This is a genomic window from Nocardioides marmoraquaticus, from assembly GCF_054777915.1.
Genome location: NZ_BAAHAA010000019.1, coordinates 15,356 through 30,287, shown reverse-complemented (window position 1 = coordinate 30,287; position 14,932 = coordinate 15,356). Strand labels below are relative to the sequence as shown.

Here is a 14,932-nt window from a genome sequence, read left to right as displayed (position 1 = left end):
GTCGCCCCCGGGTGCTCGTCACGAGCCCCGACGCGGGCGCCCGCACCGGTCGCCTCGCGCGACCCACCGCTCCGTCGTCGAAGGCAGTCCCGTGATCACCGTGTCCCAGCTCGAGGTGCGCGCCGGCGCGCGCCTGCTGATGAGCGACGTCTCGTTCCGGGTCGGCCAGGGCGACAAGGTGGGGCTGGTCGGGCGCAACGGTGCCGGCAAGACCACGATGACCAAGATCCTGGCCGGCGAGGCCCTCCCGGCGGCGGGCCAGGTCTCGCGCTCGGGCTCGATCGGCTACCTCCCGCAGGACCCGAGGGTGGGCGACGTCGAGCAGCTCTCGCGCGACCGCATCCTCGGTGCCCGCGGCCTCGACGACGTCGTACGGCGCCTGCGCGAGGCCGAGGACGAGATGGGCAGCGACGACGAGGCGGTCCGCGAGCGAGCGATGCGTCGCTACGCCAACGCCGACGCCGCGCTCCACGCGGCCGGGGGGTACGCCGCCGAGGCCGAGGCCGCGCAGATCGCGGCGAGCCTCAACATCGAGGCGCGGCTGCTCGACCAGCCGCTCGGCACGCTCTCCGGCGGCCAGCGCCGCCGGGTCGAGCTGGCCCGGATCCTGTTCTCCGGAGCCGAGACGCTGCTCCTCGACGAGCCGACCAACCACCTCGACGCCGACTCGGTCGTGTGGCTGCGGGAGTTCCTGCGCACCTTCTCCGGCGGCCTGGTGGTGATCTCGCACGACGTGGAGCTGCTCGACGCCTGCGTCACGAAGGTGCTGCACCTCGACGCCAACCGGGCCGTGGTCGACGTCTACAGCATGGGCTGGAAGGCCTACCTGCAGCAGCGCGAGACCGACGAGAAGCGCCGGCGCCGCGAGCGGCTCAACGCCGAGAGCAAGGCCAAGCAGCTGACCGACCAGGCCAACAAGATGCGCGCCAAGGCGACCAAGGCCGTGGCCGCGCAGAACATGCTCAAGCGGGCCGAGCGCCTGCTCGAGGGCGTCGAGGGCGAGCGCCGGGCCGACCGCGTGGCGCGGATCGCCTTCCCGGAGCCGGCCAAGTGCGGCAAGACCCCGCTCACGGCCAAGGAGCTGTCGAAGAGCTACGGCTCGCTCGAGGTGTTCACCGACGTCGACCTCGCCATCGACCGCGGCAGCCGGGTGGTGATCCTCGGCCTCAACGGCGCCGGCAAGACGACGCTGCTGCGCATGCTCGCCGGCGTCGACCAGCCCGACACCGGCGAGGTGCTGCCGGGCTTCGGGGCGAAGGTCGGCTACTACGCCCAGGAGCACGAGACCCTCGACACCTCGCGCACGGTGCTGCAGAACCTCCACGGCTCGGCCCCGCAGCTCACCGACACCGAGGCCCGCTCGGTGCTCGGCTCGTTCCTGTTCTCCGGCGACGACGCCGACAAGCCCGCCGGGGTGCTGTCGGGCGGCGAGAAGACCCGCCTGGCGCTGGCTGCGCTGGTGGTCTCGAGCGCCAACGTGCTGCTGCTCGACGAGCCCACCAACAACCTCGACCCCGCCTCGCGCGAGGAGGTGCTGGCAGCGATCCGCTCCTACCAGGGCGCCATCGTGCTGGTCACCCACGACGAGGGCGCCGTGCACGCCCTCGAGCCCGACCGGGTGCTGCTGCTGCCCGACGGCGACGAGGACCTCTGGTCGGCCGAGTACGCCGACCTCGTCTCGCTGGCCTGATCACCCGGCGTCCCCGCGCCAGCCGCGCTCGAGGCCCGTCGCGTGGTCGCCGGTCGTCGGGGAACAACCATGTCGGTGCTCGGTGTTGCCATGGGGCTCGGCACCACCCGGGCACGGACGCCGGCAGGAGGGCGAGGTGATGGCGATGGGCAGCGGGATGCAGCCGTGGTCGGCGCTGCGCGCGGCGCAGAAGGCCGACGAGGTCGGCGACCAGCGCGTCACCCGCGGCACCTTGCGGCGGGTGCTCGGCTTCGCCGCGCCACAGCGCCGCCTGATCGGCTTCTTCCTCGTGGTCGTGGTGCTCGACGCCGCGATCGTCGTCGCCAACCCGCTGCTCATCAAGGCTCTGCTCGACGACGGCGTGCTCGCCGGCGACCGGTCGACGGTCGCCTGGCTCGCCGCGGCGATGGCCGTGGTCGCCGTGCTCGACGCCGGCCTCGGCGTCGCCTCGGGCTACTTCTCGGCGCGCATCGGCGAGAACCTGATCTTCGACCTGCGCACCCGGGTCTTCTCCCACGTGCAGCGGCTGTCGATGGCGTTCTTCACCCGCACCCAGACCGGGGCGCTGGTCTCGCGCCTCAACAACGACGTCATGGGCGCGCAGCGTGCCTTCACCTCGGCCCTGTCGAGCACCGTCTCCAACGTCATCAGCGTGGTCGTCGTCGGCATCACCATGCTGGTCCTCAGCTGGCAGGTCACGCTGGCGTGCCTCGCGCTGTTCCCGGTGCTCCTGGTGGCCTCGCGCTGGGTGGGGCGGCAGATCAGCGGCCTCACGCGCCGGCAGATGGACGGCAACGCCGACCTCGGCAACCTCATGACCGAGCGGTTCAACGTCGGCGGGGCGCTGCTGCTCAAGCTGTTCGGCCGCCGCGAGGACGAGGACGCCGCCTACGCCGACAAGGCGGGGGTGGTGCGCGACCTCGGCGTCCGGATCTCGCTGGTCACGCGCATCTTCATGGCGGTCATGATGCTGATCCCGGCGCTGGCGGTGGCCCTGGTCTACGGCGTCGGCGGCGTGCTCGCGGTCGGCGGCACGCTCACCATCGGCACCCTGACCGCGCTCGCGACCCTGCTGCTGCGCCTGCTCGGCCCGCTCCAGGGGCTGTCCAACGTGCGCATCGACGTCATGACCGCCCTCGTCAGCTTCGACCGGGTCTTCGAGGTGCTCGACCTCGAGTCGTCGGTCCGCGAGCGCGACGAGGCGCCCGACGTCCCGCGGGGCGCGGGTCGGCTGCAGTTCGACCACGTCGACTTCACCTACCCGCGCGCCGACGAGGTGTCCCTGGCGAGCCTCGAGACCGTGATGGCGACCGAGTCGGCCCACGAGCAGGTGCTCCACGACGTCAGCTTCACCGCGGAGCCGGGTCAGATGGTCGCGCTGGTGGGTCCCTCCGGCGCCGGCAAGAGCACCATCACGCACCTCGTGGCCCGCCTGTACGACGTGTCCGGCGGCGCGGTGCGGGTGGGTGACCACGACGTGCGCGAGGTGTCGCTGCAGTCGCTCGAGGACGCCGTCGGCTACGTCACACAGGACGCGCACATGTTCCACGACACCATCGCGGCCAACCTGCGCTACGCCGACCCCACGGCCGACGAGGCACGCATGTGGGCGGCCCTCGACGCCGCCCAGGTCGGGTCGCTGGTGCGGTCGTTGCCCGACGGGCTCGCGACCGTCGTCGGCGACCGCGGCTACCGCCTCTCCGGCGGCGAGCGCCAACGTCTGGCCATCGCCCGGCTGCTGCTCAAGGGCCCCGGGATCGTGGTGCTCGACGAGGCCACGGCCCACCTCGACTCCGAGTCCGAGCACCTGCTGCAGCGGGCGCTCGACGAGGCGTTGACCGGCCGCACCTCGTTGGTCATCGCCCACCGGCTCTCCACCGTGCGCCACGCCGACCTGATCCTGGTCGTCGACGGCGGGCGGGTCGTGCAGCGCGGCACCCACGCCGACCTGCTCGCCGAGGGTGGTTTGTACGCCGACCTGTACCGCACGCAGTTCGAGGCCGACGCCCCCGCACCGGTGCACTGACGCCGGCCTGCGTGGGCCTGGGCAGGCTGGGGGCCCGCCCAGGTCAGCCCGGGTCGGCGTCCGGGTCAGTCGCGCGGGGTGGGCCGGTCCTCGCGGTCGCCGTAGCGCCAGGCGACCAGCTGGGCGGCCTCCTCGGCCTTGGCCGCCTTGGCAGCCGACCGGCCGGCGCGCCGCTCCTCGGCACGGGCCGCGGCGAGCTCGCGGCGCTGGCGCACGGCGTCGCGACGACCGCCGCCACGCCGCTCGTCGTAGGCGAGGTAGACGAAGCCGAAGACGGCCAGGGCCCCGAAGAACCACCACTGCAGGCCGTAGAAGAAGTGCGGGCCCTCGCTGGTGTCGTCGGGCAGCGGCGCCGGGGCGAGCGGGGTGCTGGCCGCGGGGTCCTGGTCCTGCAGCTCTACCCAGCCGCGGAGCACGGGGTAGGGGAGCGTCCTGCCGATCTGGGTCGACGACACGGCCCGGGTCTCGCCGTCGGCGACCCGGGCCGAGTCACCCGTGGCGTCGCCGCGGACGTAGCCGGTGACGCTGACCGGGCCGGGATCGGCCGCTGGCACGTCGGGGGTGGTGCCGCCGCTGTTGTCGGCGGCGAGCCAGCCGCGGTTGACGAGGACCGCCTCGCCGTCGTCGAGCACCAGCGGGGTGACGACGTCGACGCCGGGCTCGCCGTCGCGGGTCTGGTACTTCACCACCACGGTGCGGGTGTCGTCCCAGGTGCCCGAGGCCGTGACGTGCTGCCACTCCTGCTCGTCGCCGGGGGCACGGCCCGGGTCGAGGGCGTCGGTCACCGGCACCGGGTCGGCGGCGAGGTTGGTGGCGACGACGCGGTTCTCGGCGCGGCGGTCGTCGAGGCGGTGGAACTGCCACACGCCCAGCAGGTAGGCGAGGTAGGCGAGCAGCGCGACCACGACGGCGAAGGCGAGCCAACGTCGCGACAGCATGAAGCGCACAGGACCAGCGTAGGTGCGTCCGCGCAACCGCCTCCTAGACTGGGGCGCGTGAGCAGTGTGACGACGACCACGGCCGACCCGGGTCCCGCCGGCGTCGGCCTCGCCGACGCCTACGGCCGGGTCGCGACCGACCTGCGGGTCTCGCTCACCGACCGCTGCAACCTGCGGTGCAGCTACTGCATGCCGGCCGAGGGCCTCGACTGGATGCCGACCGAGCAGACCCTGACCGACGACGAGGTCGTGCGGCTGATCCGCATCGGCGTCGAGCAGCTGGGCGTCCGCGAGGTGCGCTTCACCGGCGGCGAGCCGCTGCTGCGGCGCGGGCTGCCCGGCATCGTGGCAGCGACGACGGCGCTCGAGCCGCGGCCGGAGGTCTCGCTGACCACCAACGCCCTGGGTCTGTCCCGTACGGCGCCCGCGCTCGCGGCCGCCGGGCTCGACCGCGTCAACGTCAGCCTCGACACGGTGCGACCCGACACCTTCGCCACCATCACCCGCCGTGACCGGCTCGACGACGTCGTGGCCGGGCTGGCCGCCGCCGACGCCGCGGGCATCGGCCCCGTCAAGGTCAACGCCGTGCTGCTGCGCGGCGTCAACGACGACCAGGCGCCGGAGCTGCTGGGCTGGTGCCTCGAGCGCGGCTACCAGCTGCGGATCATCGAGCAGATGCCGCTCGACGCCCAGCACGGCTGGTCGAGGGCCCAGATGGTGACGGCGGAGGAGATCCTCGCCTCGCTGCGCACGGTCTTCGACCTGACGCCCGACCCCGAGCACCGCGGCAGCGCTCCGGCCGAGACCTTCCTGGTCGACGGCGGGCCTGCCAAGGTCGGCGTCATCGCCTCGGTCACGCGGCCCTTCTGCGGCGACTGCGACCGGGTGCGGCTCACCGCCGACGGGCAGGTGCGCAACTGCCTGTTCGCCCGCGAGGAGTCCGACCTCCGGGCGGCGCTGCGCGGCGGCGCCGACGACGCCGAGATCGCCGACCGCTGGCGCCTGGCGATGATGACCAAGCGGCCGGGCCACGGCATCGACGACACGACCTTCCTGCAGCCGACCCGGCCCATGTCGGCGATCGGCGGTTAGCGGGACGGGAGGATCGGCCTCGAGAGCTCCCGCTCCCCGAGGTGCGAGCCGAGCGAGCCACGACCTGCTCCCTGAGGCACTAGCGGAGCGAGCCACCGCCCGCCCGCTCCCTGAGGTGCGAGCGCAGCGAGCCACCACCCGCTCCCTGAGGTGCGAGCGCAGCGAGCCACCACCCGCTCCCTGAGGTGCGAGCGCAGCGAGCCACGAAGGGCCGGTCGTCTCGACAGGCTGCAACGAGCCACGACCCGCTCCCTGAGGTGCGAGCGGAGCGAGCCACGACCCGCTCCCTGAGGTGCGAGCGGAGCGAGCCACGACCCGCTCCCTGAGGTGCGAGCGGAGCGAGCCACGAAGGGGCGGACGTCTCGACAGGCTCGACCAGCGGACCGCAGCTGGTCAGGAACCATCCCCCTCGGACGGCTCGTGCGCGACGACCTCGCGCAGGAAGCCCCGGGCGCCGAGGAAGTCGGCGAGGTGCTCGCGGTGCTCGTCGCACGCCAGCCAGACCTTGCGCCGGTCGGGGGTGTGGAGCTTCGGGTTGTTCCAGCGCAGCTGGTGAGCGGCGGGCTGCTGGCAGCCCTTCGCGGAGCAGGTGTCGGCGTCCACGCGCCGAGTCTCCCAGCCCCCGCCTACCCCAGCTCGCGGTGGGTGGAGACACCCGTCGGCAGGTCGGTGCCCTCGATGCGTGGGGCGGCCGAGTTGGCGGCCACGACCGCGAGGTAGGGCAGGAACACGGCGCCCACGATGAGCACCCACATCAGCCAGCCGATGCCGAAGCCGGCCTGCGCGATCACGGCACCGACGAAGCAGAGGCTGCGGATGACCATCGAGATGACGTAGCGGCGGCGCCGCTTGTCGAGGTCGTCGCGGTGGCTCTCCGGGGCTGTCGTGATGCGGACGGGCTCGACGCGGCGAGCCGTCGTCTTGCGTACCTTGTCCACAATCCAATTCTACGTCGACGCTGGTGACCCGCGGCGCGGTCGGCCGCGGGTCGTGGCATCCTTCAGCCCACGACGGGCAGCCCACGACGGGCACCCCCCGGCCGCGTGCCGGGGGCGCCCGCCGGCCCACCCGCCCAGGCGAAGGAGCCCGTTTCGATGACCAACCGCACCTACCGTGTGACCGAGATCGTCGGCACCTCTCCCGACGGCATCGACCAGGCGATCCGCAACGGCGTCGAGCGTGCTGCCCAGACGCTCCGGCACGTCGACTGGTTCGAGATGACGCAGGTGCGCGGCCAGGTCAAGGACGGTCAGGTCGAGCACTTCCAGGTCGGCCTGAAGGTGGGCTTCCGGCTCGAGGACGACTGAGCTCCGCGGCGACCTCACGGTGACGGTCCTCACGCCCTCCGACCCCGCCAGCACGGCGCTCGTCGAGCTGCGGGTGCTGGAGGGGCCCAACCTCTACTTCCCGCGCGCGGCGGTGAAGCTCACCCTCGACGTGGGTGACCTCGCGGCGGCGCCCGAGACTCGCGTGCGCGCCGTGGCCGCGGAGCTCGGCCTGCGCACGCTGCGACCCGGGCCGCCGGCCACCGGCTTCCGCCAGCGTGCCCTGGTGCGGGTCGTGACGGCGCTGCTGCGGCAGGTCGCGGCCGCCGGCGGGACGACCCGGCTCGGTGTCCGGGTGCGGCCGGGGCTCAGCGCCGACCAGCTCGTGGCGGCGTACCCCTGGCGCGACCGCAACCGTGCCGTCGCGCTCGGGCGCGGCGTCGTCGAGGTGCTCGACGCCCTCGCTCGCGAGGCCGGTGCCGAGCCGGTCGAGACCCTGGTGGCGGCTGCCGGACGCGCGCTGCGCGCGGTCGAGCGGGGCCCCGGGCCGACGACGCTGCGCCCTCGGGTGCCGGTCGTCGCGGTCACCGGCACCAACGGCAAGACGACGACGTCGCGGATGGTCGCCCACCTCGCCCGCACCGCCGGGCACCACGTGGGCTGGTCGAGCACCGACGGGGTCTACGTCGACGGCGTCCTCGTCGAGCCCGGCGACTACTCCGGCCCGTCGGGCGCGGGTCGGGTGCTGGCCCACCGCCAGGTCGACTTCGCCGTGGTCGAGACCGCTCGCGGTGGCATCCTGCTCAAGGGCATGGGGGTGGCGGCCGTCGACGTCTCGGTCGTCACCAACGTCAGCGCCGACCACCTCGGGCTGCACGGCATCGACACGCTCGACCAGCTCGCCGAGGTCAAGGGCGTGGTGCCGCGCACCACCAAGCGCACCGGGTGGGCGGTGCTCAACGCCGACGACCCGCGGGTGCACGCGATGCGGCTGACGACCACGGGCCGGGCCTGGGCGTTCTCCCGCGACCCCGACTCGCCGGCGCTGCGCGAGGTGCTCGCGCACGGCGGCCGGGCCACGACCGTCATCGACGGCTGGGTCACGGTGCTCGACGCCGACGGCACCGACCCGCTGCTGCCGGTCGACGAGGTGCCGATGACGCTGGCCGGCCTGTCGCGCCCCAACGTCGAGAACGCCCTCGCGGCCGCGTCGGCGGCGCTCGCCGCGCGGGTCGACCGCGAGTACGTCGTCGCGGGGATGCGCACCTTCCTGCCCGACGCCGAGCACAACCCGGGCCGGATGAACTGCTTCTCGCTGGGCGGCGCGACCGTGGTCGTCGACCTGGCCCACAACGAGGTCGGGCTCGAGGCGATGCTCGAGATCATGACCGGCCTGCGCGCGCCGGGTGCGCGGCTGATGCTCGCGCTGGGCGCGGTCGGCGACCGCCAGGACGACCTCATCGAGGGCCTCGGCGAGGTGGGCGCGCGCGGCGCCGACGTCGTGGCGATCGGCCACAAGCAGAAGTACCTGCGCACCCGCACCCTGGACGAGGTCGACGGGCTCCTCCGCACGGGCGCCGCCCGCGTGGGCGTGACGAGCATCGACAGCCACCCGACCGAGCTGGAGGCGCTCGTCGCCCTGGTCGACCAGGCCCGCCCCGGCGACGTCGTCGGCCTGATGTGCCACGCGGAGCGCCAGGAGGTCTACGACTGGCTGGCCGAGCGGGGCGCGACGGCAGACGGCCCCGACGACCTGCTCGCCAAGGTACGGGCGGCCCACCCGAGCGAGGAGCCTTCGTGAGCGACCCCCGGCTCGCCGTGCTGATCGACGCCGACAACGTCTCCCACCGGCACGCCGCCGACCTCTTCGCCGAGCTCGCGGGCTACGGCACCCTGACGGTCAAGCGTGCCTACGGCGACTGGACGACCGGCCAGCTCGGCGGCTGGAAGCAGCGCCTGCTCGACCACGCGGTCTCGCCGATGCAGCAGTTCGCCTACACCCAGGGCAAGAACTCCAGCGACTCCGCGCTCATCATCGACGCGATGGACCTGCTGTACGCCGGCAACCTCGACGGCTTCGTCATCGTCTCCAGCGACAGTGACTTCACCCGCCTCGCCACCCGGCTGCGTGAGTCGGCCATGACCGTCTACGGGCTCGGCGCCCGGAAGACCCCCAAGGCCTTCCGCGACGCCTGCGACCAGTTCGTCTTCCTCGAGAACCTCGCCGACAGCACCGAGCCGGAGCCCGTCGACGCGCCGCCGTCTCGGGCTCGCCGTGAGCGCGGTCGCCCGGCCGGACCCGCCGTCGAGGTGGTGCCGGCTCCCGTAGAGGAGGCAGCGGACGACAGCTCGGAAGAGAGCTCGGACGACGTCTCGGACGTGGCGGTCGACGACGGGGAGGGCGCGCCGGGCAGAGCGCCCGAGGCCCTGCTGCAGTCAATGCTGACCAAGGCGCTCAACCGGGTCGACACCGACGACGACCACTGGGCCACGCTGTCGACCGTCGGTGACCTGCTGCGCCGTACCGACCCGTCCTTCGACTCCCGCACCTTCGGCTTCAGCAAGCTCAGCGACCTGGTGCGTGCGCAGCACTTCGTCGAGACGCGCACCGTCACCGCCGAGGGCGGGCAGGGCCAGCTCTGGGTGCGGCTCAAGGGCCGCCGGACCCGCCGCGACGGCTGACGGCGCGTGGCGCCCCTGACCGCCACCGACCGTCACCGACCGTCACCGACCGCCACTGGTCGCGGACCGGTCAGGCTGGGGGCGTCCAGTCGGGGTCGGCGGCGGGCCGGTCGTCGGCGTCGTCGCCGTACGCCGCTCCGGCCTGGGCGTGGTCGGAGAAGGTCTCGAGCTCGGCCATGACGGCCGGGTGCTTGTCGACGCACACGACCAGCAGGTCGCCCCGGTTGGCGCGGGCCATGGCGTGGCGGACGGCCTCGAGCTCGTCGAGCACCACCTCGAGCTGCTTGCAGCGGGCGGTGCCCGCGTCGACCGCGCGCCGGACGCCCTCGGCGACGAGGGTCGAGGTCTCACCGCGCTGGCGTCCCCGCAGGGCCTCGTCCTCCCGCACCACGACGACGTCGAAGTGCTGGGCGGCGACCTCGCCGAGCTCGCGCATGTCCTCGTCGCGGCGGTCGCCCGCGGTGGCGATGACGCCGATGCGCGACGGCTTGCCCAGACCGCCGGTGTCGAGCGACTCGCCGACCCGGTCGACGAAGTCGCCGAGCATGCGCATGCCGGGGGCGTTGTGGCAGTAGTCGACGATGACGTTGACGCCCGCCACCTCGACCTCGTTGAGGCGGCCGGGGGAGAGGTAGTAGCTGGTCGAGAAGGTGCGGAGGCCCTGCCGGATGTCGTGCAGCGGCGCACCGGCGGCGAAGGCGGCCGCCGCGGCGGCGAGCACGTTCTGGACGTTCATGCGGGCGCGGCCGTTGAAAGTCGCCGGCAGCAGGTGGGTGAAGGCCAGCTGCATGTCGCGCGAGCCGTGGCGCACCACGATCATCTCGCCGCGCTCGGTCGGCTGCAGCACCAGCGCCTTGCCGCCGCGGCGGCAGTGGGCGTCGATCATCTCGCGCACCTCGGAGCCCGGCTCGGCCATCGAGAACCACACCACCTGGCCCGAGCACCGGCGGCGCATCTCGCGCACCAGCGGGTCGTCGGCGTTGAGCACGGCGTGGCCGTCGCGGGGCACGGCCTCGACGACCACGGCCTTGACGTCGGCGAGCTGCTCGACGGTGTCGATGCCGCGCAGGCCGAGGTGGTCGGGCTGCACGTTGAGCACGACCGCGACGTCGTTGCGCTCGTAGCCGAGGCCCTCGCGCAGGATGCCGCCGCGGGCGACCTCGAAGACGGCGAAGTCGACCCGGGGGTTCTGCAGCACCATCCGGGCGCTGCGCGGCCCGGAGGCGTCGGAGCGGATCAGCAGCCGCTCGTCGATGACGACGCCGTCGGTCGAGGTCATGCCGACCTTGCGGCCCATGCCCTTGAAGACGTGGCTGATCATGCGGCTGGTCGTGGTCTTGCCGTTGGTGCCGGTGACGGCGACGACCGGGATCCGGCTCGGGGCTCCCGGCGGGAACAGCATGTCGACGACCGGCTTGGCGATGAACTGCGGCTCGCCGATGGTGGGGTGGGTGTGCATCCGGAACCCGGGCGCGGCGTTGACCTCGCAGATCGCGCCCCCGGTCTCGCGCACCGGCTCGGTGATGTCGGGGCAGATGAAGTCGATGCCGGCGATGTCGAGCCCGATCATGCGGGCCGCCTCCTCGGCGATCTCGACGTTCTCCGGGTGGGCCTCGAAGGTGCGGTCGATCGAGATGCCGCCCGTGCTCATGTTGCCGGTCAGCGCCAGCTTGACCATCTCGCCCTCGGCGGGCACCGAGTCGAGGCTGTGACCCTGCCCGGCGAGCACCTCCTCAGCGGCCGCGTCGACCTTGATGCGGGTCAGCACCTTCTCGTGCCCGACGCCGCGCCGCGGGTCGGCGTTGGTCAGGTCGACCAGGTCGCGCACGGTGCTGGTGCCGTCACCGGTGACCGACGCGGGCACCCGCTCGGCGATCGCGGCCATCCGGCCGTCGATGATCAGGCAGCGGTAGTCCTTCCCGGTCACGAACGACTCGACGATCACCCAGCCCCGGCGCGACTGCTCCTGCGCGACCGGGAACGCCTCGCGCACCGCCTCGGCGTCCTGCAGGTCCAGGCACACGCCTCGACCGTGGTTGCCGTCGAGCGGCTTGACCACCACGGGGTAGCCGATCCGCTCGGCCACCGTGACCGCCTGGTCGGCGGAGCGCACGGAGTCCTGCTTGGGCACCGGCAGGCCGGCGGCCGCCAGCAGCCGGGTGGTGAGGTCCTTGTCGCTCGCGACGTCGACGGCGATCGAGCTCGTCTCCGAGGTCATGGTGGCGCGGATGCGCTGGGCGTGGACGCCCTGCCCGAGCTGCACCAGCGAGTGCTGGTTGAGCCGGATCCAGGGGATGTCGCGCGAGACCGCCTCGTCGAGGATCGCCTGGGTCGACGGGCCGAACGCCGCGCGCTGCGCCCGCACGATGAAGCGGTCGAGCTCCTCCGGGAAGTCGAACTCGGGCTCGGCCTCCACGAGGTGGTTGACCAGGCGGCAGGCCAGCCGGCCCGCCGCCAGGCCGACGGACTCGTCGACGTACCCGTAGATGACGTTGTAGCGGCCGCGCTGGCCCTTCACCTGCCGGGTCTTGCCGCGCCGGATGTCGTGGCCGACGACCTGCTGCAGCGCCAGGGCGCAGTGCTCGGCGACGTGACCGAGCCAGGTGCCCTCGTGCAGCCGCTCGACGAACCCGCCCCGACGACCGCGCGAGCACGAGTGCTCGCGCAGGCCCGGGAGCGCCTCGAGCAGGTGCTCGGTGAAGCCCGGCAGGGTGTTGGTGGGGTGGTCCTCGAGCACGCCGAGGTCGACGACGAGGTGGATCGCCTTCTCGTAGGACCAGACGTTGGGGCCGCGGTAGACCCGGGTCTCGGCGATCTGCAGGTCGGCCGTCGGACGGCCGCCGGCGCGGTACGTCGTCGCGTCCGACGGGCTCGTGCCGGCCGGGCTGTGGGCGTCGTCGGTCATCGGGTCGCTCCTCCGGGGTCGGTCGGGTCGGTGCTGGTCAGGCCGCGTTCCATCAGGTCGGGCTCGGTCGGGTCGGGCTCGGTCGGGTCGGGCTCGGTCGGGTCGGGCTCGATCAGGTCGGGCTCGGTCACCTCGGGCTCGGTCGGGTCGGGCTCGGTCACGTCGGGCTCGGTCACGTCGGCCGCCGGCGTGCGCCGTCGAGCCCGGCGGCGTCGCAGCGTGGTGGGGGAGACGTCGTCGGCGGCGATGTCGCGCGCCATCCGGGCCAGGTCGCGGTTGGCCAGGGCGAGCTCGTCGGCCTCGCGCGGGTCGACCTCGGTGGGCGAGGGCAGCAGCACCCGGTCGGTGAGGTCGAAGCGCGCGCCCTCGGGCAGCGAGTGCAGCACCACGCCGGAGGCGAGCACCGGGCGGTGCTCCTTGGTGGCGTGGGCGTCGGTCACCATGCGACGGCCGTCGAGCACGGTGACGGCGCCCCGGCCGACGACCTCGCCGACCTCGTGGCCGTCGGACCCGGTGGTGACCACCAGGGCGGTGTCCTCGTCGACGCCGATCCCCAGCAGCTGCGGGCTCTGCGACACGATCATCAGCAGGCGGCCGTAGCGGTTGCGCTGGGCGAAGTGCTGGTCGACGACGCACTCGGTGAGCAGCCCGAGCCCGGCCGCGACCTGGGTCATCCGCTGCTTGGGGGTGGCGCCGCCGGGGCCGAAGGCGACCATGTGCGACGACTGGATGCTGGCCCCGGCTGAGGTGCCGCCGACGGCCGCGCCCCGGGCGTGGGCGTCGTGCAGGGCCTGGCCGAAGGGCGTGCCGGCGACCACCGTCGACAGCTTGAGCTGGTTGCCGCCGGTCATGAAGACGCCGGTGGCGTCGTCGAGCGCACCGACGACCTCGGGGTCGGCGGCCTGCGCCCGGTCCTCCGGACGCACGCCCCACACCGCCTCGGCGCCCAGCTTGGTGAAGACGGCGGCGTACACCTCGACGATCTCGGGGCCCAGCGAGCTGGCCGTCGGCACCACCGCGATGCGGGCGTGCTCCCCGCCCGCGCGGCGGACGAACTCGGCGAGCACGCGTCGGCGGCCGAGCTTGTCCTCGGCGCCGCCGATGACGAGCAGCGGGCCTGCTCCGGCCGTGGGCGCGGGTCCACCGGGTGCAGGCATGGGAGGCAGCCTAGAGCGGCCGGGCGGCCCGCCCGATCCGCGGGCGGGCGTGAGCCCGGAGTGGCAGAGTGGGACCGATGAGCACGACGCCCACGCCCGCCGCGCACCAGCTCGTGGTGCTGCGCCACGCGAAGGCCGAGACCTTCGCCCTCGACGACGCCGCCCGCCACCTGACCGACCGGGGTCGGGCCGACGCCGAGGCCCGCGGCGGCTGGCTCGCCGAGCACGTCGGCACACCTGACCTGGCCCTGGTCTCGAGCGCCGTGCGCACCCGCGAGACCTGGGAGCTGGTCGCCGCGGGACTCGACGGCGAGGTCGAGGCCCGCCACGAGGACGCCCTGTACGGCGCCTCGCCCGACGCCGTGCTCGACCTCGTCCGGGCGCTGCCGGAGTCGGTCGGCACGGCCGTCTACGTCGGCCACAACCCGACCGCCGCCTCGCTCGCGCTGCTGCTCGACGACGGCTCGGCCGCGCCCGACGCCTTCGCACGGCTGAGCGAGGGGCTGCCCACGAGCGGGGTCGCCGTCTACGCCCTGCCCGGCGCGTGGGCCGACCTCGACGCCGGCGGCGCCACGCTCACGTCGTACGACGCGTGAGCCTGACCTACCCGGGCGTCGGGGCGACCCGCGGCTGGAGCGACCTGCCCGACGGCCACCACGCCCTGCGGGTGCGACGACGGGTCAGCGACGCCGACCGGCTCGACGACGCCGCCCACTTCGTGCTCGGCCTCGGGATGCAGCGGGCCACCGGGCTGCGAGTCCCCGACGTCGAGCCAGCGCCCGGCACCGACGTGGTGATGCGCCTGGGCGTCGGACGGCTCGCGATCACGGTGCCGACGCAGGTGGTCTACGTGCTCGACGAGCCCGACCGGCGGGGCTTCGCCTACGGCACCCTCCCGGGCCACCCCGAGTCGGGCGAGGAGCTCTTCCTCGTCGAGCGGGTCGACGGGGCGACGTACGGCGAGGTCCGGGCCTTCTCCCGACCTGCCGGTCAACTCCTGCGCCTGGCCGGCCCGGCCGGGCGGCTCGCCCAGCGGGTCATGGCGGGGCGCTACCTCGCGGCGCTGGAGCGGCACCTTGCCCAGACCGCCTGACCCGTCGGGCGGCCCAGCCGGGTGTCGGCCCGCACCGTCCCGCGGCGCCGCCGGCCTGGTCTGGCTTCGCGTCAGTTCGTGCGA

At 73.8% G+C, this 14,932-nt stretch carries 13 protein-coding genes; 8 read left to right on the top strand and 5 right to left on the bottom strand.

Annotation, left to right across the window (positions count from 1 at the left end; genetic code table 11):
- Positions 1-139 precede the first annotated feature (139 nt).
- Together ACYU8I_RS14025 and ACYU8I_RS14020 are read left to right on the top strand one after the other, a co-directional pair.
- Positions 140-1,690 carry an ABC-F family ATP-binding cassette domain-containing protein gene (locus ACYU8I_RS14025; protein WP_460842003.1) on the top strand — a complete coding sequence of 517 codons (1,551 nt, stop codon included), beginning with the start codon at positions 140-142 and terminating at the stop codon, positions 1,688-1,690.
- Positions 1,691-1,829: 139 nt separating this feature from the next.
- Positions 1,830-3,716 carry an ABC transporter ATP-binding protein gene (locus ACYU8I_RS14020; protein ID WP_460841888.1) on the top strand — a complete coding sequence of 629 codons (1,887 nt, stop codon included), beginning with the start codon at positions 1,830-1,832 and terminating at the stop codon, positions 3,714-3,716.
- Positions 3,717-3,781: 65 nt separating this feature from the next.
- On the opposite strand, the gene ACYU8I_RS14015 is transcribed toward ACYU8I_RS14020, so the two are convergent.
- Positions 3,782-4,654 (bottom strand): SURF1 family cytochrome oxidase biogenesis protein, encoded by an 873-nt coding sequence (locus ACYU8I_RS14015; RefSeq protein ID WP_460842001.1) that lies wholly within the window; start codon positions 4,652-4,654, stop codon positions 3,782-3,784.
- A 57-nt stretch (positions 4,655-4,711) separates the two neighbouring features.
- On the opposite strand from ACYU8I_RS14015, the gene moaA reads away from it, so the two are divergent.
- Positions 4,712-5,746, top strand: coding sequence for a GTP 3',8-cyclase MoaA (gene moaA, locus ACYU8I_RS14010; protein WP_460841884.1), 1,035 nt, complete (start codon positions 4,712-4,714; stop codon positions 5,744-5,746).
- Positions 5,747-6,139: 393 nt separating this feature from the next.
- Here moaA and ACYU8I_RS14005 read toward each other — a convergent pair whose 3' ends face one another.
- Positions 6,140-6,349 carry an acetone carboxylase gene (locus tag ACYU8I_RS14005; RefSeq protein WP_460841882.1) on the bottom strand — a complete coding sequence of 70 codons (210 nt, stop codon included), beginning with the start codon at positions 6,347-6,349 and terminating at the stop codon, positions 6,140-6,142.
- A gap of 23 nt (positions 6,350-6,372) precedes the next feature.
- A complete protein-coding gene (locus tag ACYU8I_RS14000; RefSeq protein WP_460841880.1) occupies positions 6,373-6,684 on the bottom strand; it encodes a DUF3099 domain-containing protein in 312 nt (103 codons plus the stop codon).
- Between the two features lie 156 nt (positions 6,685-6,840).
- On the opposite strand from ACYU8I_RS14000, the gene ACYU8I_RS13995 reads away from it, so the two are divergent.
- Genes ACYU8I_RS13995 through ACYU8I_RS13985 form a run of 3 tightly spaced genes read left to right on the top strand, consistent with a single transcriptional unit; the run spans position 6,841 to position 9,693 of the window.
- Entirely contained in the window at positions 6,841-7,053 is a 213-nt protein-coding gene (locus ACYU8I_RS13995) for a dodecin (protein WP_460841877.1), read from the top strand.
- 19 nt (positions 7,054-7,072) lie between these two features.
- Positions 7,073-8,812 (top strand): Mur ligase family protein, encoded by a 1,740-nt coding sequence (locus tag ACYU8I_RS13990; RefSeq protein WP_460841874.1) that lies wholly within the window; start codon positions 7,073-7,075, stop codon positions 8,810-8,812.
- Positions 8,809-9,693: an NYN domain-containing protein gene (locus ACYU8I_RS13985; protein ID WP_460841871.1), complete on the top strand. Its 885-nt coding sequence runs from the start codon at positions 8,809-8,811 to the stop codon at positions 9,691-9,693. Before ACYU8I_RS13990 ends, ACYU8I_RS13985 begins: the two co-directional genes overlap by 4 nt.
- A 70-nt stretch (positions 9,694-9,763) precedes the next feature.
- Here the strand turns inward: ACYU8I_RS13985 and cphA are convergent, their stop codons facing one another.
- Entirely contained in the window at positions 9,764-12,598 is a 2,835-nt protein-coding gene (cphA, locus tag ACYU8I_RS13980) for a cyanophycin synthetase (RefSeq protein WP_460841868.1), read from the bottom strand.
- Positions 12,595-13,755, bottom strand: a complete 1,161-nt coding sequence (locus tag ACYU8I_RS13975; protein ID WP_460841866.1) for a cyanophycinase — start codon at positions 13,753-13,755, stop codon at positions 12,595-12,597. The genes cphA and ACYU8I_RS13975 overlap by 4 nt, the downstream gene beginning before the upstream one ends.
- A gap of 77 nt (positions 13,756-13,832) precedes the next feature.
- On the opposite strand from ACYU8I_RS13975, the gene ACYU8I_RS13970 reads away from it, so the two are divergent.
- Positions 13,833-14,351: a SixA phosphatase family protein gene (locus ACYU8I_RS13970; RefSeq protein WP_460841864.1), complete on the top strand. Its 519-nt coding sequence runs from the start codon at positions 13,833-13,835 to the stop codon at positions 14,349-14,351.
- Positions 14,348-14,848 carry a DUF1990 family protein gene (locus ACYU8I_RS13965; protein WP_460841862.1) on the top strand — a complete coding sequence of 167 codons (501 nt, stop codon included), beginning with the start codon at positions 14,348-14,350 and terminating at the stop codon, positions 14,846-14,848. The genes ACYU8I_RS13970 and ACYU8I_RS13965 overlap by 4 nt, the downstream gene beginning before the upstream one ends.
- Positions 14,849-14,932: the final 84 nt, after the last annotated feature.